This is a genomic window from Sphingomonas sp. 28-62-20 (genome assembly GCF_002281505.1).
This window is the reverse complement of record NZ_NCGH01000008.1, coordinates 1-17788: the sequence shown is the minus strand read 5'-3', so window position 1 is coordinate 17788 and position 17788 is coordinate 1. Positions and strand designations below refer to the sequence as shown.

Below are 17788 nucleotides of genomic sequence, written 5' to 3'. Positions count from 1 at the left end.
ATGACCGAATTGCTCATGCACTTGCTCGATACCGGCGGCTATCTGGGCATCTTCCTGCTGATGGTGCTGGAAAATATCATCCCGCCGGTTCCCTCTGAAGTCATCATGGGGCTGGGCGGGATTGCGGTTGCGCAGGGCCGGATGCACATCGTGCCGCTGATGATCGCGGGCACCGTCGGCAGCGTCCTCGGCAATGCCTTTTGGTACGAAATTGGCCACCGGCTTGGCCATGAACGCTTCCGCCCGTTCATCGATCGCTATGGCCGCTGGCTGGCGGTGGAGTGGCGCGATGTGGAATCGCTCCAGCGCTTTTTCGCGAAGCACGGGCAATGGGTCGTGTTCGTTTTCCGCTTCATGCCAATCGGGCGAACCGTGGTGTCGATTCCCGCCGGGCTATCCCGGATGACGCGCACGCGATTCCTGCTGTGGTCAACCGCCGGCATCACCGTCTGGAACGCCGTGCTGGTTGGCGCGGGATATTGGCTCGGCACGCGGTTCCAAGATCTTGATCGCTATCTTGGCCCCGCTGCGACGGCGCTGCTGGTGCTGGCGGTGCTGGCCTATGCATACCGGGTGGTGACCTGGCGGCACTGATCCGGAAAGCAGCTGATCAGGAATCGCTCGTCAGGTCGGCAAGCACGGGGCAAGGCCGGTCGGCAGGTCGGCTGGCGCAGCGTTGCAGAAAAGCGCCGAGTTCGTCGCGTGTCACGATGAGCTTTGCAATCTCACTTTCCACTTCGCCCAGCCTTTGCGCGACGATATCGCGCGTGGCGGCGCAAAATTGTGGGCCGATTGCCAGCTTTTGTCGCAGCGCCAGAATGTCCTTCAAGCTCAGCCGCAGGTTCTTTGCGTTACGAATGTAATGAAGTTGGCGCAGGTGCAACGCGCCGTAAACGCGTGCCCCGCCGGGCTTTGCCGGTCGGTCGATCAAGCCCATCCGCTCATAATAGCGAATGGTTTCCACGCCCACGCCGGCGGCTTTCGCAAGCACGCCGATTGTCATCTGACGACCAGCCATGGCTAATGATTACGGAAATGCCGTGCCACATGCCAGCGCGGACTCGCTGAATGTCGCGATTCGCCAAAGGCCATTGCGCAACGTGATCGTCGCAATGAATCGGGCACAAAACGGCTTAGCTACCTGTCCGCCTGCGGCGGCGGGGGTGATGCGCGACACGCCCCGCACGAAGCGAACCGTTGGCGCAAGCAGGCGTTCGCTGTCGATGCGCGTCTCTAATCGGCTGCCGCTCAGCCCTTGAGCGAAGGCACCGACATACAGCGCCCTGATCTCCGCCTTCCCGTTTGCAACCATGTTGCCATCGGCCAGTTCGGCATCCGGCGAGAACAATGCCGTCAGCGCATCGGCATCGTCATGTTCAAGCGCGATCCGATAGTCGGCCAATAATTTTGCGCTTGCCGATACCGGCTTCACCGGGGCGGCATTGGTGGCCAGAGCCAGCAGGGAAAGCGCGGCAATCATCGTCATCGGGGCACTCCTTCATTGGAAACCCCACTGCCCTTAGCCGCCGTAGCCAAGTACGGAGTCAAGCCCTTGGATGCGCGTTCCGATAGACGTCGAGCAGATGCGCGGCATCGACCTGCGTATAAATCTGCGTCGAGCTCAAACTCGCATGACCAAGCAGCTCCTGCAGCGAGCGTAAATCGGCGCCGCGCCCCAGCAGATGCGTGGCGAAGCTGTGGCGCAGCGCATGCGGCGTGGTCCGTTCGGATAGGCCCAGGCGGGTGCGTGCGGCCTGCACCGCGCGGCGGATAATCGCGGGCGACAGCGGGCCGCCCTTCGCGCCGCGAAACAGCATTTCATCGCGACCGACCGGCCAGGGTGTCAGTTTGACATAGTCTTCAATCGCGGCGCGTACTTGCGGCAACAGCGGCACGATCCGCGTCTTGTCGCGCTTGCCGGTCACCGCCATTGCCTCACCCAGCGGCAGGATCGCGCCCGTCAGCCCGACCGCCTCGCCAATCCGCAAGCCAGCGCCATAGAGCAGCATCAAAACCGCCCAGTCGCGCGCCGCAATCCAGGGCTCCGTCGCGCTATCGGACACATCCTCGGCCAGCGCGACCGCTTCGTCCGGCGAAATGGGGCGCGGCACGCCCTTCTTGACGCGCGGCCCCTTGATCGTCGTCATCGCTGCGCCGCCAGTCGCGAACTTCAAGAACCCGCGTACCGCCGATAATTCGCGCGCGGCCGAGGCATTTGTGAGGCCATCGGTGCGGCGGAAGGCCAGATAGGCGCGCAGATCGGCGGTCGTAACCTTCGCCAGCGCGGTGGCATCAGGATCTGCCCCCCAATGTGCGCCCAGAAACGCGATCAACCGCTCGGCAGTCGCCTGATAAGCGCGCACCGTATGCACCGATCGCCGCCGGTCGCGATGAAGATGATCGGCAAAGGCCTGGGGCAGCGACATGCGCCGAGCTTAGCCCAGCTTCTCCCCAATGGGGAGAAGCTGGGCTAACGCCATCACCCGATCGTTTGGCCGGTCTTTGCCCAGTCAGCCATGAAGCCCTCGATACCCTTGTCGGTCAGCGGGTGCTTCACCAGCTGACGGATAACCGACGGCGGCGCCGTCATCACGTCGGCGCCGATGCGGGCGCTTTCCAGAATGTGGACGGGGTGCCGGACGCTCGCGACCAGAATCTCGGTGTCGAAAGCATAATTGTCATAGATCAAGCGGATGTCGCGAATCAGGTCGAGCCCGTCGAGGCCGATATCGTCGAGCCGACCGACGAACGGCGAAATAAAGGTCGCGCCCGCCTTGGCCGCCAGCAGCGCCTGATTGGCCGAAAAGCAAAGCGTGACATTGACCATCGTGCCATCGTCAGTCAGCGCCTTGCAGGTCTTCAGTCCGTCAATCGTGAGGGGCACCTTCACCGCGATATTGTCGGCGATCTTGCGCACGATTTCAGCCTCACGCATCATGCCGGCATGATCGAGCGCGACGACTTCGGCGGAGACCGGCCCATCGACGATGCCGCAAATTTCAGCAACGACCTCAAGAAAATTGCGGCCCGATTTGGCGATCAGCGACGGGTTGGTGGTGACCCCATCGACCAGCCCCGAATCGGCAAGATCGCGAATTTCGGCGGTGTCTGCGGTATCGACGAAGAATTTCATGGCGGTGTCGTCCCCTGGTTCAATTGGCGCGGCTCGTAAATCAAAGATTGGCGCGAGGCTAGCCTTGCGGGTGATGCGACTAAACGAGCGCTGGTGCATTATGCTGGCTGGAACTGGCCAATAACGGCCCAACCGATGAAGAGGCCCATCATGAAGAAATTTTTCATTGCTGTCGCGGTAAGCGCATTGACGCTGAGTAGTGTTGCCTATGCCGATATCGGCATCGACCTGCGCCAGGCCGAATTGTCCCGCCAAGTCGATGCCGGCAAACGCTCCGGCAAGCTCAGCATCCGTGAGCGCCGCGTGCTCAATAACGAACTGCGCAAAGTCGCCGCCACCGAGGCACAGCTTAGGGCACGCGGCGATAATCTGAGCGAGCGCGACGAACGTCGCATCGGGGTAATGCTCGATAAGGTTGAGGCGCATATCCGCCAGCTCAAGCGGAACCGTGAGCGCGGCCGCAACGGCATTCACTTCTAGGGCAGGCATTTCTAGGGTCACTCGCCAGCCCGGCACATTCCTGTCGGGCTGGCCCCTGGATCGGGTGCACTGTCGATTGCTGGTGAGCGACACCTTCCCTGTCGCGGCCGAATGCCCATAAAGGGCGCATGTCCCGCGCCCGCGTTATCATCATGAATGCCGCCCTGGGGCCGCTCGATTACCGAGTGCCACAAGGAATGGTGGTATCGCCGGGGTCAATCGTGATCGCACCGCTCGGCCCGCGCCAGTTGATCGGCGTGGTTTGGGAAGCGGAACGGATGCCGTCCGACGCCGAGGTTGGCGACAATCGGCTGCGCAATCTGGTGGCTGTGCTGGATGCGCCGCCGATCCCGGCCCCCTTGCGCCGCCTAATCGAATGGACCGCCAATTACTATCTGGCGCCACCGGCCTCAGTGCTGCGGATGGCGCTCGCCTCGACATCGGCGCTCGACGGCGCGCGCACCGTCACCGAATATCGCGCGACTGGCGAGCTACCGCCCCGCATGACGCCGCAGCGCGAACAGGCAATCGAGCGGATCGGTGATCGCCAGGGCCTGATTCGTGAGCTGGCAATAGCAGCCGGCGTTTCAGATGCGGTGATCCGGGGGTTGGTCAAAGCCGGCGCGATCGAGCCGGTCGAGGTGGATATCGACAGCCCCTTCCCGCGCCCCGATCCCAATTTCCATTTGCCCGCGCTTTCGGCGGATCAGGCCAACGCAGCGGCGGCACTGGTGGAAGATGTCGATACGCACCGCTTTGCACCAACCTTGCTCGACGGGGTGACCGGATCGGGCAAGACCGAGGTCTATTTCGAAGCGATTGCTGCCGCGATCCGCGCCGGGCGGCAAACCCTTGTTCTGCTCCCCGAAATCGCGCTGACCGAACCATTTTTGCGCCGATTTGAGGCCCGATTCGGCACTGCGCCCGTCGCCTGGCATTCGGACTTGCGCCAGTCGCAGCGCCGCCACGCCTGGCGCGCGATTGCCAGCGGCGAGGCATTGGTGACGGTCGGCGCGCGCTCCGCCCTGTTCCTGCCCTATGCCAATCTTGGCTTGATCGTGGTCGATGAAGCGCATGAAACCAGCTTCAAACAGGAAGAGGGGGTTCATTACCACGCCCGCGATGTGGCGGTGATGCGTGGGCTGTTCGAAACCTGCCCGGTGGTGCTCGCCTCCGCTACCCCGGCGATCGAAACGCGCCAACAGGTCGCCCTTGGTCGTTATACCGAACTCAAGCTGCCCGGCCGCTATGGCGCCGCGCAGCTGCCGACGATCGAGGCGATCGATCTGATCGCCGAACCGCCGATGCGGGGGCGCTGGATCGCGCCGACGCTTGTCAAAGCGATCGATGCCGCGCGCGACCGCGGTGAACAGGCGCTGCTGTTCCTCAACCGGCGCGGCTATGCGCCGCTCACTTTGTGCCGCACCTGCGGGCACCGGTTCCAGTGCCCCAATTGCACCGCCTGGATGGTCGAGCACCGGCTGATCCGCCGACTCGCCTGCCATCATTGCGGCCATGTCGAGCCCGTGCCGGAGAAATGCCCCGAATGCGGCAATGAAGACACATTGGTCGCCTGCGGCCCCGGCGTCGAGCGGATCGCCGATGAGGTGGCACTCCTGTGGCCCGATGCACGGCGCGCTGTCGTCACGTCGGACACGATCTGGTCACCCGCCAAGGCGGCGGAATTCGTCGCCCGGATGGAGGGCGGCGATATCGATATCGTGATCGGCACCCAACTCGTCACCAAAGGCTATCATTTCCCGAATCTAACCGTGGTGGGGGTGATTGATGCCGATCTCGGGCTTGGCGGTGGCGATCTGCGTGCCGCCGAGCGGACCTTTCAGCAAATTTCGCAGGTTGCCGGCCGCGCCGGGCGCAGCGTGAAACCGGGGCATGTCTATATTCAGACGCACAGTCCGCAGGCATCGGTGATGCAGGCGCTGGTAAAGGGCGAGGCGGATAGCTTCTACGAAGCTGAAACGGCAGCGCGCCGGGAGGCGGATGCGCCGCCCTTTGGCCGCTATGCGGCAATCATCATTTCCGCCGAAGATCGGGCCGCCGCCGACGATACCGCCCGCGAAATCAAACGATCCGCGCCAGGGGTTGAGGGCATGTATGTCTATGGCCCCGCCCCCGCCCCGCTTGCCATGCTGCGTGGGCGCCACCGCTTTCGCCTGTTGGTTCACGCCCGCCGCGCCCTTGATGTGCAGGAAGTGATTCGCGCCTGGCTAGGGGCGCTGGCCTGGCCACCCAAGGTGCGCGTTACAGTGGATGTCGATCCCTATAACTTCCTATAACCCTCTGCACTGCCCCGCCAGGGTCGCGGATCGGCTGACCTATCGAACGACAACCAAAAGGGCTAATTGCCGGTATCGTGAAATTGCGCTGACAGCGCTTGAATGAAAGCCACTTTCCTGAAAGAGAGTCGGCCTCACAATTGGGCTGATGGCATGCTGATTTCGCGCCTTATTGCAGGATTGGCGTTGCTGATGTTCAGCACAATGCCCGCCCGAGCCGACGATATTTCCGCCGCCGGGCGCGGGGTTGTTCGGATAGTCACGATCGCCTCCGCTGAAAGCGAAGTGGTCGGGTTTGGGCACGGCAGCGGCTTTGCCATCGCCCCCAATCGGGTCGTCACCAATGCCCATGTCGTCGAACTGGCAGCGCGCTATCCCGACAATGTCGTGATCGGCGTTGTGCCATCAGAAGGCGACAAAAGCTATCAGGGCAAGCTGATCGCCTATGATGCCCAGCGCGATCTGGCGCTGATTGAATTTACCGGCACAAGGCTGCCTCCGCTTACCCTGTTCCCTGGGGCAGTAACGGATGGCGAATCCGTGATTGCGCTTGGCTATCCCGGTAATGTCGATGTCGCCACGGCGCAGAGTGCGGCTGATTTCATCAAGCCGCTGGGCCCGGTCCGATCACAGGGCGGCTTTGCGGGCATTCGCAAGCTGACCGGGGTTCAGGTGCTGCTCCACACCGCCGGCATTGCGCGCGGCAATTCGGGTGGGCCGCTGCTCGATACATGCGGTCGCGTGATTGGGGCCAATTCGGCCATCACCAAAGCGGAAGAAGGCGATTCAAGCTTTGGCTTCGCGGTCGCCGACAGCGAGCTCGTCGCCTTTCTGCAAGAAGCAAAGCAGCCCTTCGCGCAAACAGCCGCACCGTGCATCAGCGCCGACGAACGCCTGCGCCAGGGCCGGGACGCGCAATTGCGCTCTGCCGAAGCCCGCGCCGCCGATGCCCAGGCCAATGCGGCGCGCGAAGCGCTGCAACAGCAATTGGCGCTCGACAAGGCGCAGGTCGCCGCCGAGCGCAAGCGGGAGAATGTAATCGCCATCGCCGGGGTGCTGCTGGTGATGGGCGCGATGATGATTGGCGGCGCCGGACTGCTTGAATCGCGGCGGCGGCGACAAGGGGCGATCTGGTCAGCGGCCGGTGGCGGCGTGTTGATCATAGCCGCCGCAATCGTTTTTCTCACCCGCCCCTTTGGCGACGTGAAACTGCCACCGCCTGAACCCAGCCCCACGCCAATCGTCCAGGCCACGTTCGGCAAGATGGTTTGTCGAATCGCCCCGGACCGCAGCCGGATCAACCTTTCCAACCCTGGCGATGTCCTGATCGATTGGCAGCCCGATGGGTGCATGAACGGGCGTACCCAATATGCCGAAAACGGCGCGAAATGGGATCGGATCCTGGTGCCCAATGACGAGCAGACCGTTTCCATCCTGGAATATGATCTGGCGACGCGCAGCTATTCGGAAAGCCGCTATCTGCTGACGGCAGCGCAGATGAAGCAAGCGCGCGCGCTGCGCGGTGCGGTCAAGCAAAAGGCGTGCACACCAAGCGAGGCGGATCGCCAATTGCTCGCCCGCCAGCAAACCGCGATCCGCGATGCGCTGCCGTCACGCCCCGATGAGTGGCTGGTTTATGATTGCAACCCGGCGCCGGAAGCCGCCCCTGCGGCCACGTCTTCGCCCGCCGCAGCCGAGCCACGCCGCGCCCAATAGGGTTTGATCACCTGCCCGCGGCGGCTGGCGAGCACCAATAGCCCAATGCCAAAAGCGGTGCAGATCAGCATCGCCGGCAGTGACGCTTCAGCACCAAAGTCTCCACCGGTCAGCAATTCGGGGCCGGAGATGCGCGGCACCAGGATCCCCTGCACATCGGTGCCCGATACCGGGATGCCGAAAATGCCGCCCTGGGTGAAGTTCCACGCCGCGTGCAGGCCAATTGCCGCCCAGAGCCGCCGCGTGACCATGTAAATCGCCGCCAGCATCACCCCGGCTTCAATCGCGATCGCCCCGCCAGCCACCAATGTTGCGTTGGGATTGCCGAGATGCAGTGCACCAAACAAGGCCGCCGACAACACCAGCGCCACCCAGCTGCCCAGCCATCCTTCGATGATCCGGAAAAACAGGCCGCGCAGCATGATCTCTTCGGTCACGCCTGAAACGATCGAGATGCCGATGATCGGATAAAGCACGTCAGCCGGCTGAGTACCGATCACTTCATAGCCGCCGAGTAGCGCAATCACGCCGACTACAGCGCAGAACAGCCCGGCACCGATCGCCAGGCCCATGAGCAGTTCGAGCGCAGCCCCCTTCAGCGCCAGATCGGTGACCCGGCGATGCTCAAAAAATCGCCCAAAGCCGATATAGGCGATCACAAATACTCCAGCGACCAGGCTGCCGCCGACAATCGCCCAATTACTGTCGCTCCGTGCGCCCACCACGGCGGCCAGGCTGGTCGCAACGATACTGGCGCCCATCATCACGCCGATCGCGACCACCAACGTGATCAGGGGAAAATGCAGGATGCGCCACAGCAGGGTCTTGCCACGCGGCTTGGCGATGCTCGGATTCATAATCGGCGTTCCCCTGGTTCAATCGTTCTGCATAGCAAGCATTGACCCAGGATGCAGCGCAATTCAGCCGCGGTCGATCCGGGCGGCGAAGCAGCCATGCGCCGCATTATGGGCGTGCAGATAAGCAATCGTCGGATCGGCAAACAATTGCGCGATCTTGTCGTCGACGTCGTTTGCCAGCGCAAGCGTCGCCCCACGCAACATGCCATCGCTGTCAAAGGCCCTTAAAGCGATTGGGCGGTTCGCGAAGACTTGAGGCAGCTTGCCGCGCAGCGACGCAGACTCGATCGCGTTTTCACGCACATAAATGGCATAGCTGTGCCGGTAGGGCGACGCGACCCGGTGATCCTCATAATTGATCAGCAACAGCGTCTCGCCGGGTTCGGCATCTTCCAGCGTAACCCGGCAGGGATAGCCAGGCTTGTGGTCCGCCGTCACGCGCACGGCATTGCATTTGGCAAGATCGGCATCGTCTCGCCCGAACAGCGCGGCAAATTGATCGATCGGCAGGCCCTTGATTTGATACTGGTTCATTTCACCCCCTCCCGGTCGCGCAGCGCGATCTTGCGATCGACGCCGTAAGCATAGCCGCCCATCGTCCCGTCGCTGCGCTGCGCGCGGTGGCAGGGAATGACGATCGAGACATGATTTGCGCCACACGCGGTACCAGCCGCGCGAACCGCCTTTGGGTTGCCCGCGACGGCGGCGAGTTCGGCATAGCTGCGCGTTTCGCCCAGCGGAATTTGCCGCAGCGCCTGCCAGATCGCTTCCTGAAAGGCAGTGCCCTGCACGTCGATCGGCAGATCCTGATCGCGATCGGGGCTCTCGACACTCGCCACCACGCGCGCTGCCAGATCGGCCAAAGCCGCGCCACCGGGCGTGATCTCCGCGTTGGGGAAGCGCGCCCTGAGCGCCGCTTCGCCCTCATCAAAGGACACGCGACACAATCCCTTGTCGGTCGCGGCCACCAGCATCGGCCCCAGGCTGGTCTCGGCGATCGTCCAGCGAATCGTCACCCCGGCCCCGCCGCGCTTCCAGATGCTCGGCGTCATCCCCAGCCTTTTGCCCGCCCCTTCATAAAAACGGCTCGGGGCGGAATAGCCCGCTTCATAAATTGCCTCGGTCACGCTCGCCTCTTTCATTAATGCCTGCGCGGCCGCCCGCGCTTTCAGTCCACGCGCATAGGCGGCCGGCGTCACCCCGGTCGCGCGCTTGAACAACCGGTGAAAATGATGCGGCGCATAGCCAATCATCGCGGCCAGCTCGTCCAGCCCCAGCGTCTCCTCCGCTCCCTCGATCAGCGCGACCGCTCGCGCCACAGCGACCCGGTCTCGCCCGACCTCATCGGGCTTGCAGCGCAGACATGCCCGAAACCCCGCCGCTGCCGCCGCCGCACCGTCACGGTAAAACACGACATTCTCGCGCTTGGGGTGCCGAGCCGGGCAGCTTGGTTTGCAGTAAATGCCCGTGGTCAGCACCGCGCCAACAAAGCGGCCATCGCTATGCCGATCGCGGGCGATGAAGGCGGCCCAGGCTGCGTCCGGATCGATTGGCTGGGTTGGGATGTGGGTGTTGCTCATGGCACCGATATACGCACCGGCCCGCGCCGTCACATCCCAGGAGTTGCGATCAAAACAATTGATACCGCGACATGAAAAAGCGTCGGGATTCAAAACGATCAAGGGGGCAACGCGCCGCGCACTGCCATTAGATAAATCTATTGACGTATGTCGTATTTAAATTTATGTTTCACGTAAATTATACGCGAATCATTGAAAGGACCCATATGCTACCCTTAACCGCGCTTCTGCGCATCGTTCCGCGATTGGCGGCGCACATCGTGTTTGCGACGGGGATCGCTATTGTCGCGGCCCTTGGCTGGTCGAGCGCGAACCGCGCCACTGCGTCGATGGTCGATCGATCCATGCCATCCACCATTTCCACCGAAATCGCGGTTGGCAGCGTCGTGCTGCTCGTCCGCGTCACCGCACGCTGAGGAGGTTTTTCGTGCAGACCACCCAAATCGAAGCGCTCCAGCGCCAAAGCCAATCATTGCAGAAAGCCTTTGAATGGGCGTTCAGCATTTCCTGTTTCCTGCTGTTCAGCCAAGTCAGCTATGTGCCGATCAAGGCCGTGTTGTTCAGCGTTGGCACGCCTGACGCGATATCAGCGATTGCCCATCTGGGTGAAATCGCGGCGCGTTCACTGCCGAGCGTCGCCTTGCTCGGCGCGGTATGGACCGCGCGCGGACTGTTTAAGGCATATGGCAGCGGCGCGGTGCTGACGCCCCAAAGCGGGCGCGCTGTCGGGCGTCTGGGCGACTGGCTTACCGCGAGCGGGGTGCTCGCGCTGTTCGTTGGGCCGGCCAGTGATACAATGGACGCGGTGACCGGCGCCTATATCTCCACCCAGATTGCACTGATCGGGGTCGGACTTGCGATTCGGCTGCTTGGCCAGGTTCAGGCGGTCGCAGCGGCGATCAAGGCCGATAACGAGCAGATCGTCTGATGCCTATCATCGTCACTCTCGATGTGATGCTCGCGCGCCGCAAAATGCGCAGCAAGGATCTCGCCCAGCGCATCGGTATCAGCGAGACCAACCTGTCGCTGCTGCGATCGGGCAAGGTGAAGGGCGTGCGCTTCGAAACGCTCGAGAAACTATGCCAGGAGCTTGATTGCAAACCTGCCGACCTGCTCGATTATGCGGATGAGGGCGGGATCGTCTGACCCTATGGTCGATTCGGGACGATCGTCTCGTCCTGATGGCGCGCCATCGCAATGATCAGCACCGCCCATCCAACGCAGAACAGCATGGCTGACAGCAGGAAGGGCGCGCCGGGAAAATACACCCCCTGCGCATCGGCATAAGCCCCGAACACGCCGGTCATCAGCGGCGGGCCGACGATCGCTGTCAGGCTGGCGACGCTGGCAATCGCCCCCTGCAGCTCGCCTTGCGCATCCTCCGAAACGCGCCGGGTCATCAACTGCTGCATCGCCGGAAAGGCGACACCAGAGCACGCGCCGACCACCATGCCCGTCATGATGATCCCAGTGTTGGGGGCCGTCGCCAAAATGAGATAGGAGGGAATGCCACAGGCGGCCCCAACCACCGCCACGCGTTGTGCACCGAACCTGGTGACCAAAGGCCCAACCGCAAATCCCTGCGCGACGATCAGCAGCACCCCGTATGACGCGATGGTCAGACCGATCACCAGCGGGCTCCAGCCGAAGCGGGCAATCCCCTGAAAACTCCAGACCGCCAGCTGCGATTGTGCAGCCAATTGCATGAAAAGGATCGCCACCAAACAGCCAAGGACCAGCGGCACTTTGGCCATGTGCACCATACTGCCGATGGGATTGGCGCGCAGCATCGAAAAAGCGCGCCGCCGCTCTGGCGGCAGCGTTTCCTGTAACACGAACCACCCGATCAGCGCCCCGCCCAGCGCCAGGCCGCTCGCCGCCATGAACGGCACGCGTTCACCAAACCCGCCAAGCAGACCGCCAATCCCTGGCCCGAGGACAAACCCTGCCGCCCCAACCCCGCCAATCGCGCCAAACGCCCGGCCACGATCCTCGGCCGGCACGATATCAGCAATGCAGCTATTGGCGGCGGCAAAGGTCGCGCCCATCACGCCCGAAATCACGCGGCCAACGAACAACCATTCCAGAGTCGGTGCCCAGGCCATCAGCGCATAATCGATACCCAGCGCAAACAATGTCAGCAGCAACACCGGCCGTCGGCCAAACCGATCGCTCAGACCACCGATCACCGGCGCGAACAGGAATTGCATCACCGCATAGGCAAAGAGCAGCCAGCCGCCGAGCTCCGCCGCGCGATCGATCGTCACGCCCGTCAGCGAGATGATCAGCCGCGGCATGACAGGCACGATCAGGCCAATGCCCGCGATATCGAGAAACACGATCATCGCCACCAGCGCGAGCATCGATCGGGTTGATCCCCGGGCCTTTGCCCCCTCAGGCGTCATCGCTTCTCCTTTGGCGCGCGCCCATGCGGCCCGCCTTTTATTGCTTTGGTCCCGTCGACGATATGTTTCGAAGCCAGTCAAGTGGCTTGGACAGCTGCCGCCGGGCTATCAGTGATGTTCTGGGCTTGGCAATCAGCGCTTGGCCAAAGAACCGTCGTCAATCCCACTAATCGGACCAGCATCATCGACGACAGCGAATGCGCCGCGTTTCAGCCGCTGCAATTTGGGCGTCACGATGGGTACCGTCAGCATCGTGCTCGCCACCGCCATCAGCAGCAGCGCCGTGAAGGTCGCCCCGGTGATGATGTGCCGATCGAGGAGGACGTTGGCGAAGATGATCATGATCAGCGCCTTGGTCTGCAACAGCCAGCCGACCGCAGACGCCTCCCCCGGTGCCCATTTCAGCAGGCGACCGGCCAAGTGGACTCCGGCCAGCTTGCCCGCCACCGATGCCGCCAGCAGCAACGCTGCCGCGCCAAACACGGCCGCGCCGCCGACGTCCCAGTTTGTGCGCAAGCCCGTGCTCAGGAAAAACACGGGCATGACCGCCAGCAGGATATTGTCGCGAAACCCGTCCATCGCCTTGCGATCGAACCAACGCGCGTCGAGCACCGCGCCCGACAGGAACGCGCCGACCATGAAGTGCAGCCCGGACCAATCCGCCGCGAATCCGCATGCGGCCAGCCAAATCAGCCCGACATACCAGCGGTCGCGCGCCGGGATGCGCGGCATCAGCCACCGGATCAGCCAGGCAGCGACCGCAAAGCCGATCAGGAACCCGCCCTGCCGCCCCATCCGCTGCCAGTCGAGCAGGATCAGGGCGAGCACGCCCCAAATCGCGACATCGTCCGCGCTGGCATAGCGCAGGATCCGCTGGCCGATCGGCTCACGCAGAATGTCGAGCTTTTCAAGGAACAACACCAGGATCGGCAATGCCGTGACCGCGCAGGCCATGCCGATGCCCAGCACGACCTGCCACGGCTGGCCCGCCTCGCCGATCCAGCCGGTCCCCAATGTCAGCATCACCACCGCCGCTGCGCCACCCGCCACCAGCGGCGCGATCAGCGCGAGGCCAGCCGTCAGCGCGGTCTCGCCCCGCCGGGCCCAGGCCTGCGAAACGTCGAGCTCGATGCCAGCGATCCAGACGAAAATCATCACCGCCCACCAGGCGATGCCGTTAAGCGCACCGATCACCTGCGGATCGAAGACGGCGGCATAATAGCCCGGATACACAGCGCCCAGCACACCCGGCCCCAGCAGGATGCCGCCGATGATCTGCACCACGACCAACGGCGCATAATGCTCGGTCCGCCCCAGCCGCCAGACAAGATAGGGCACGCTGTAAATCAGCAGCATCGCGATCAGGAAAACTTCGGATGTGTTCATGAGGAATGCCGCAACTTTCGTTCGGGCTTCGTTACCCCCCATTCGCCTCAAAGAATTCCAGCGTGCGTTCGCGCGCCAGATCGGCGCTGGGTTCGTGATAATCCTTGCGCCGGTCCGAGTTGAAGCCGTGCCCGGCTTCATAGACATAGACCGTCGCGTTGGGCCAATCCTTGGCGATCACCTTGTCAACACCCTCCATCGGGATGCCGCTATCGTAGCGGCCGAAATGGAGCAGCACGGGGATTTTGGGCTCCTCATCGGCGGCCGCCGGAATCAGGCCGCCATAATAGCCCGATGTCGCCGCGAGACCGTGCATCCGCGTCGCGCCAAACCAGCAGATCGATCCGCCATAGCAATAGCCCACCATGAAAACCGGCCCTGTGGGGACGAGTAAATCGATACAGGTCTGCACGTCGCTCAGGCTGAGATCGAAGGGATGTAGATCACGCGCCAGCTCGACCGCGCGGGCGAAATCCTCGCCGGTATAGTCAGCCTCGAAGCCGGGATGTTCGCGATCGTAAAGCGCGGGGGCGAGCACCTCATAGCCATCCTGCGCATATTCATCGCACAACTCGCGGATATGATCGGTCACGCCGAAGATTTCCTGGACCAGCACCAGCCCACCCCGCCGAGTACCGATTGGCTCGACATGATAAACGGCGATCTCAGCGCCATCGGCCATTGCCATTTTCTTCATCTGACCGTTCGACATCGCGCCCTCCGCCTGCCTTCCCGCAACAGGGATATTGCCGATGCGTCTTAGCGCAGCAAGGACAAGGCACCAGTCAAAGAATGACGCGCCCGGACTTTATCATTTACGCTGCCCGAACATCCGCAATCAGCTGGTTGATTTGCGCCCGGAGCTGATCGACATTCCCGGCAACATCATCGGCCGTGTGCGCCAGATCGCCAGCGGTACCGCGCGCGCGCTCTGCCCGACCATGCAGCGTTTGCATATTGGTGGCGGCGTTGGCGGTACCATCCTCCACCTCTGCAATGGCACGCGCAATGCGCCGCGTCATGTCGCGTTGTTGTTCGACCGCATCAGCGACATTGGTGGCCGACTGATCAAGCCCGGCGACCAGCGTATCGATCGATTCTATGGTGGTCAGCACCGTGGCACTCGCCGCCCGCACGGCGGCCAGCCGGGACTCGATCTTGCCCGCGGCTGCCTGGGTCTGCCGCGCCAGCCCCTTCACTTCTTCCGCAACAACGGCAAAACCACGACCGGCGGCCCCGGCCCGCGCCGCCTCTATCGTCGCATTCAGCGCCAGCAAATTCGTCTGGCCAGCAATCACCGCGATAAAATCAAGCACCGAGGCGATTTCACTCACCAGCGCACCAAGCGATTCGGCATGATCGCGCGCCGCAATTGTCCGCACACGAACCGTGCCGACCCCGCCCCGCGAATCATGCGCCGCCCGGCTGATATGATCAATTGCGGTGGCAAGCGCGCTGCTCGATTGTGCAATGGTCCGCACGCTGGCGGCGCTTTGGTCGGTCAGTGATGCGGTGGCGAGCGCGTGATGTTCAGCCTCAGCCGCTTCATCGGACATGGCAGCTGCGGCGTCGCGCAGGCGCGGCCCGGCTGATTTCAACCCGGCGACAACCACGCCCGCCTCCCGTTCGAACACCGCGAACAACGCGTCGAGATCCGCTGCACGCTTGGCGTCGGCGGCATGCGCCTTCATCTGGTTGCGATGGAGCGTGTCCTCGACGCGGCGGCCGTCCTCACTGAGTCGGCGGGCATCGATCGAGCGTTGGCGGGCAAAAGCCAGCGCTCGCGCAATTGCCCCAATCTCATCAGTGCGATCGAGCCCGGGAATGGCAGCGTCGAGCTGATCGTCCGTGATATATTGTGTAACGACGGCAATTTCAGCGAGCGGCTGGGTAATCCGCCGTGCCACGATCTGCATCCCCCACCAGCCGACCACGACCGCCAGCAGCGTCAAGACAAATACGATCGCATAAGTGCGAAACACCCGGTGACGGACAAATCCCTGTTTCAGCGCCGCATCGTCGCGCAGCTTGTCCATCAAGGAATTGGTCGATTCGGTTAGCGGATCGATCGCCGCGTAAAGCGGCCCGCTCACGAAAAATTCGAGCTGGTCGACATGCCCTTCTTGCAGCAACGACTGGAGCTTAGCGATCGCGCGATCGGCGTTGCCCCGCGCTGCCACGATATCGGCGATATCACTGCGGTAAGCCGGGTCCGCCGAATGCTGGCGAAATTTGGCCCAGTTAAGCTGGATCGTCGCCTGCGATGCCGCAATCGTTGTCAGCGCACCCGATGCCGACAGGTTGCCGCTTTCCACCTTGTGCGCGGTCGCCAGCGACCCGGCATAGCCGTCCATGACATGCTGCAATTCGGCGATTGGCTTCAGGCGATCGTCGATCAGCTGGCGGACTGTGCCGGTCGTCATAAAGGCACCGATGACCAGCGACAGCGCCAGAACCGCCTGGATACCCAGCATCGCGATCAGCACTCGGCGCAGGACCGCACCGATCGTGTCCGCTCGTCCGTTGAGCCGGTCAATCCACCGGGTCCAATTCGATGCCATGTAGATCGTCCAACGATGAAATTGCCCAAACATCATGGCCGGGCAGGCGACAATAAGTGGTTAACCCAATGTGTCAGATATATGAAAACAGACAGTTTTCGGTCGATTCAGCGCCAATTGCCCCGCCACCTACACCCGGCTTGCATCAACGCGGCACCGATGCTAGCAGCCGCGCAACCCAAGTGAGGGCGCTTTGTCGCCCTGTTTGTGCATGGGGCCAATTTTCCTGTTCCCAAGAGGATTTCAATCGCGTGGAGACTTCCGGCGGTATTCAAGCGAGCTTACCGGGACGCTATGCAACGGCGCTGTTCGAACTGGCGCGCGATGCAAAGGCGATCGATAAGGTCGAAGCAAGCTTGGCAACGGTCCGCGCGGCACTCGATCAGTCGCCTGATTTCAGGCAGCTGACGACAAGCCCGCTGATCGCGCGTGGTGCCGCGACCAAAGCGGTTGCGGCGGTTGCAAAAAAGCTGAAACTCGACGCGACGACGAGCAAGTTTCTCGGCGTGCTCGCTGACAATCGTCGGCTCGGCCAGCTGCCCGCGATCATCCGCGCCTTTCGCCAGCTTGCTGCCGGTTTCCGGGGCGAGACCAGCGCAGAGGTCACTTCGGCGCACCCGCTTTCCAACGATCAGGTCACCGCGCTGAAGCAATCGCTTCGCCAGCGGATTGGCCGTGAAGTTTCCGTCGACCTGTCGGTCGATCCATCGCTGCTGGGCGGGCTCGTTGTCCGCATCGGCAGCCAGATGATCGATTCGTCGATCAAGACCCGTCTCAATACCCTCGCGCACGCGATGAAAGGCTAAAAGGTTCATTCCATGGATATCCGCGCCGCTGAAATCTCGAAGGTCATTAAGGACCAGATCGCCAGCTTCGGCACCGAGGCTGAAGTCTCCGAAACCGGCCAGGTGCTGTCGGTCGGTGACGGCATCGCCCGCATCTTTGGCCTCGACAATGTCCAGGCCGGTGAGATGGTCGAATTCTCGAACGGCGTGCAGGGCATGGCGCTCAACCTGGAGGCCGACAATGTCGGCGTCGTGATCTTTGGATCGGACAGCCAGATCAAGGAAGGCGATGTCGTCAAGCGCACCGGCACGATCGTCGACGTGCCAATCGGCAAGGGCCTGCTCGGCCGCGTGGTCGATGGCCTTGGCAATCCGATCGACGGCAAGGGCCCGATCGTTTCCGACCAGCGCAGCCGCGTTGAGGTCAAGGCGCCGGGCATCATCCCGCGCACCTCGGTCCACGAACCCGTCCAGACCGGCCTGAAGGCCATCGACGCGCTCGTCCCCGTCGGCCGTGGCCAGCGCGAGCTGATCATCGGCGATCGCCAGACCGGCAAGACCGCCGTCGCGATCGACACCTTCATCAAC

At 62.8% G+C, this 17788-nt stretch carries 19 protein-coding genes and 1 pseudogene; 9 read left to right on the top strand and 11 right to left on the bottom strand.

Features of this window, described 5'->3' with window-relative positions; all coding sequences use genetic code 11:
- Entirely contained in the window at positions 1-594 is a 594-nt protein-coding gene (locus B7Y43_RS08040; protein ID WP_374131119.1) for a DedA family protein, read from the top strand.
- Between the two features lie 16 nt (positions 595-610).
- On the opposite strand, the gene B7Y43_RS08035 is transcribed toward B7Y43_RS08040, so the two are convergent.
- Genes B7Y43_RS08035 through fsa form a run of 4 tightly spaced genes read right to left on the bottom strand, consistent with a single transcriptional unit; the run spans position 611 to position 3133 of the window.
- Positions 611-1018 (bottom strand): MerR family transcriptional regulator, encoded by a 408-nt coding sequence (locus B7Y43_RS08035; protein WP_374131118.1) that lies wholly within the window; start codon positions 1016-1018, stop codon positions 611-613.
- Between the two features lie 9 nt (positions 1019-1027).
- Positions 1028-1486 carry an SgcJ/EcaC family oxidoreductase gene (locus B7Y43_RS08030; protein ID WP_374131117.1) on the bottom strand — a complete coding sequence of 153 codons (459 nt, stop codon included), beginning with the start codon at positions 1484-1486 and terminating at the stop codon, positions 1028-1030.
- Between the two features lie 58 nt (positions 1487-1544).
- Positions 1545-2426 (bottom strand): tyrosine recombinase XerC, encoded by an 882-nt coding sequence (locus tag B7Y43_RS08025; protein ID WP_374131116.1) that lies wholly within the window; start codon positions 2424-2426, stop codon positions 1545-1547.
- Positions 2427-2479: 53 nt separating this feature from the next.
- On the bottom strand, positions 2480-3133 hold the full coding sequence (gene fsa, locus B7Y43_RS08020; protein WP_374131115.1) for a transaldolase family protein: 654 nt from the start codon (positions 3131-3133) through the stop codon (positions 2480-2482).
- 150 nt (positions 3134-3283) lie between these two features.
- On the opposite strand from fsa, the gene B7Y43_RS08015 reads away from it, so the two are divergent.
- The 3 genes from B7Y43_RS08015 (at position 3284) to B7Y43_RS08005 (ending at position 7626) form a co-directional block, all read left to right on the top strand.
- Positions 3284-3613, top strand: coding sequence for a hypothetical protein (locus B7Y43_RS08015; RefSeq protein WP_374131114.1), 330 nt, complete (start codon positions 3284-3286; stop codon positions 3611-3613).
- A 128-nt stretch (positions 3614-3741) separates the two neighbouring features.
- A complete protein-coding gene (locus B7Y43_RS08010) occupies positions 3742-5910 on the top strand; it encodes a primosomal protein N' (protein ID WP_374131113.1) in 2169 nt (722 codons plus the stop codon).
- A gap of 153 nt (positions 5911-6063) precedes the next feature.
- Entirely contained in the window at positions 6064-7626 is a 1563-nt protein-coding gene (locus B7Y43_RS08005; protein ID WP_374131112.1) for a S1C family serine protease, read from the top strand.
- On the opposite strand, the gene B7Y43_RS08000 is transcribed toward B7Y43_RS08005, so the two are convergent.
- The 3 genes from B7Y43_RS08000 to ada all read right to left on the bottom strand — a co-directional run bounded on the left by B7Y43_RS08000 (position 7545) and on the right by ada (position 10063).
- The gene (locus B7Y43_RS08000) at positions 7545-8483 is read right to left on the bottom strand and encodes a CPBP family intramembrane glutamic endopeptidase (RefSeq protein WP_374131111.1); all 939 of its coding nucleotides are present in this window, start codon (positions 8481-8483) and stop codon (positions 7545-7547) included. The two genes, B7Y43_RS08005 and B7Y43_RS08000, sit on opposite strands and share 82 nt — an antisense overlap.
- Positions 8484-8546: 63 nt before the next feature.
- Entirely contained in the window at positions 8547-9017 is a 471-nt protein-coding gene (locus B7Y43_RS07995; protein WP_374131110.1) for a DUF1203 domain-containing protein, read from the bottom strand.
- Positions 9014-10063 (bottom strand): bifunctional transcriptional activator/DNA repair enzyme AdaA, encoded by a 1050-nt coding sequence (gene ada / locus B7Y43_RS07990; RefSeq protein WP_374131109.1) that lies wholly within the window; start codon positions 10061-10063, stop codon positions 9014-9016. Before ada ends, B7Y43_RS07995 begins: the two co-directional genes overlap by 4 nt.
- A gap of 206 nt (positions 10064-10269) precedes the next feature.
- On the opposite strand from ada, the gene B7Y43_RS07985 reads away from it, so the two are divergent.
- From B7Y43_RS07985 to B7Y43_RS07975, 3 genes are read left to right on the top strand one after another with little or no spacing between them, the layout of a single operon-like run.
- Positions 10270-10479, top strand: coding sequence for a hypothetical protein (locus B7Y43_RS07985; RefSeq protein WP_374131108.1), 210 nt, complete (start codon positions 10270-10272; stop codon positions 10477-10479).
- Positions 10480-10490: 11 nt separating this feature from the next.
- Positions 10491-10991 (top strand): hypothetical protein, encoded by a 501-nt coding sequence (locus B7Y43_RS07980; RefSeq protein WP_374131107.1) that lies wholly within the window; start codon positions 10491-10493, stop codon positions 10989-10991.
- The gene (locus B7Y43_RS07975; protein ID WP_374131106.1) at positions 10991-11209 is read left to right on the top strand and encodes a helix-turn-helix transcriptional regulator; all 219 of its coding nucleotides are present in this window, start codon (positions 10991-10993) and stop codon (positions 11207-11209) included. Before B7Y43_RS07980 ends, B7Y43_RS07975 begins: the two co-directional genes overlap by 1 nt.
- A 2-nt stretch (positions 11210-11211) precedes the next feature.
- Here the strand turns inward: B7Y43_RS07975 and B7Y43_RS07970 are convergent, their stop codons facing one another.
- The 4 genes from B7Y43_RS07970 to B7Y43_RS07955 all read right to left on the bottom strand — a co-directional run bounded on the left by B7Y43_RS07970 (position 11212) and on the right by B7Y43_RS07955 (position 16415).
- Positions 11212-12468 (bottom strand): MFS transporter, encoded by a 1257-nt coding sequence (locus B7Y43_RS07970; RefSeq protein ID WP_374131105.1) that lies wholly within the window; start codon positions 12466-12468, stop codon positions 11212-11214.
- A 132-nt stretch (positions 12469-12600) separates the two neighbouring features.
- Complete coding sequence (locus B7Y43_RS07965) at positions 12601-13854, bottom strand: cation:proton antiporter (protein WP_374131104.1); 1254 nt, start codon at positions 13852-13854, stop codon at positions 12601-12603.
- A gap of 31 nt (positions 13855-13885) precedes the next feature.
- Entirely contained in the window at positions 13886-14566 is a 681-nt protein-coding gene (locus tag B7Y43_RS07960; protein WP_374131103.1) for a dienelactone hydrolase family protein, read from the bottom strand.
- A 103-nt stretch (positions 14567-14669) separates the two neighbouring features.
- Positions 14670-16415, bottom strand: coding sequence for a methyl-accepting chemotaxis protein (locus B7Y43_RS07955; RefSeq protein ID WP_374131102.1), 1746 nt, complete (start codon positions 16413-16415; stop codon positions 14670-14672).
- A gap of 251 nt (positions 16416-16666) precedes the next feature.
- Here B7Y43_RS07955 and B7Y43_RS07950 point away from each other — a divergent pair, with 251 nt between their 5' ends.
- Together B7Y43_RS07950 and B7Y43_RS07945 are read left to right on the top strand one after the other, a co-directional pair.
- Positions 16667-17221 carry a FoF1 ATP synthase subunit delta gene (locus tag B7Y43_RS07950; protein ID WP_374131101.1) on the top strand — a complete coding sequence of 185 codons (555 nt, stop codon included), beginning with the start codon at positions 16667-16669 and terminating at the stop codon, positions 17219-17221.
- A 12-nt stretch (positions 17222-17233) separates the two neighbouring features.
- Positions 17234-17788 (top strand): annotated as a pseudogene (locus B7Y43_RS07945) (F0F1 ATP synthase subunit alpha); the annotation flags it as partial.

Coding starts and splice junctions, on each gene's coding strand:
- B7Y43_RS07985 (WP_374131108.1), top strand. CDS start 10,270: ATGCTACCCTTAACCGCGCTTCTGCGCATCGTTCCGCGATTGGCGGCG.
- B7Y43_RS08040 (WP_374131119.1), top strand. CDS start 1: ATGACCGAATTGCTCATGCACTTGCTCGATACCGGCGGCTATCTGGGC.
- B7Y43_RS07955 (WP_374131102.1), bottom strand. CDS start 16,415: ATGGCATCGAATTGGACCCGGTGGATTGACCGGCTCAACGGACGAGCG.
- B7Y43_RS07965 (WP_374131104.1), bottom strand. CDS start 13,854: ATGAACACATCCGAAGTTTTCCTGATCGCGATGCTGCTGATTTACAGC.
- ada (WP_374131109.1), bottom strand. CDS start 10,063: ATGAGCAACACCCACATCCCAACCCAGCCAATCGATCCGGACGCAGCC.
- B7Y43_RS08000 (WP_374131111.1), bottom strand. CDS start 8,483: ATGAATCCGAGCATCGCCAAGCCGCGTGGCAAGACCCTGCTGTGGCGC.
- B7Y43_RS07975 (WP_374131106.1), top strand. CDS start 10,991: ATGCCTATCATCGTCACTCTCGATGTGATGCTCGCGCGCCGCAAAATG.
- B7Y43_RS08005 (WP_374131112.1), top strand. CDS start 6,064: ATGCTGATTTCGCGCCTTATTGCAGGATTGGCGTTGCTGATGTTCAGC.
- B7Y43_RS08010 (WP_374131113.1), top strand. CDS start 3,742: ATGTCCCGCGCCCGCGTTATCATCATGAATGCCGCCCTGGGGCCGCTC.
- B7Y43_RS08030 (WP_374131117.1), bottom strand. CDS start 1,486: ATGACGATGATTGCCGCGCTTTCCCTGCTGGCTCTGGCCACCAATGCC.
- fsa (WP_374131115.1), bottom strand. CDS start 3,133: ATGAAATTCTTCGTCGATACCGCAGACACCGCCGAAATTCGCGATCTT.
- B7Y43_RS08025 (WP_374131116.1), bottom strand. CDS start 2,426: ATGTCGCTGCCCCAGGCCTTTGCCGATCATCTTCATCGCGACCGGCGG.
- B7Y43_RS08035 (WP_374131118.1), bottom strand. CDS start 1,018: ATGGCTGGTCGTCAGATGACAATCGGCGTGCTTGCGAAAGCCGCCGGC.
- B7Y43_RS07995 (WP_374131110.1), bottom strand. CDS start 9,017: ATGAACCAGTATCAAATCAAGGGCCTGCCGATCGATCAATTTGCCGCG.
- B7Y43_RS08015 (WP_374131114.1), top strand. CDS start 3,284: ATGAAGAAATTTTTCATTGCTGTCGCGGTAAGCGCATTGACGCTGAGT.
- B7Y43_RS07970 (WP_374131105.1), bottom strand. CDS start 12,468: ATGACGCCTGAGGGGGCAAAGGCCCGGGGATCAACCCGATCGATGCTC.
- B7Y43_RS07960 (WP_374131103.1), bottom strand. CDS start 14,566: ATGTCGAACGGTCAGATGAAGAAAATGGCAATGGCCGATGGCGCTGAG.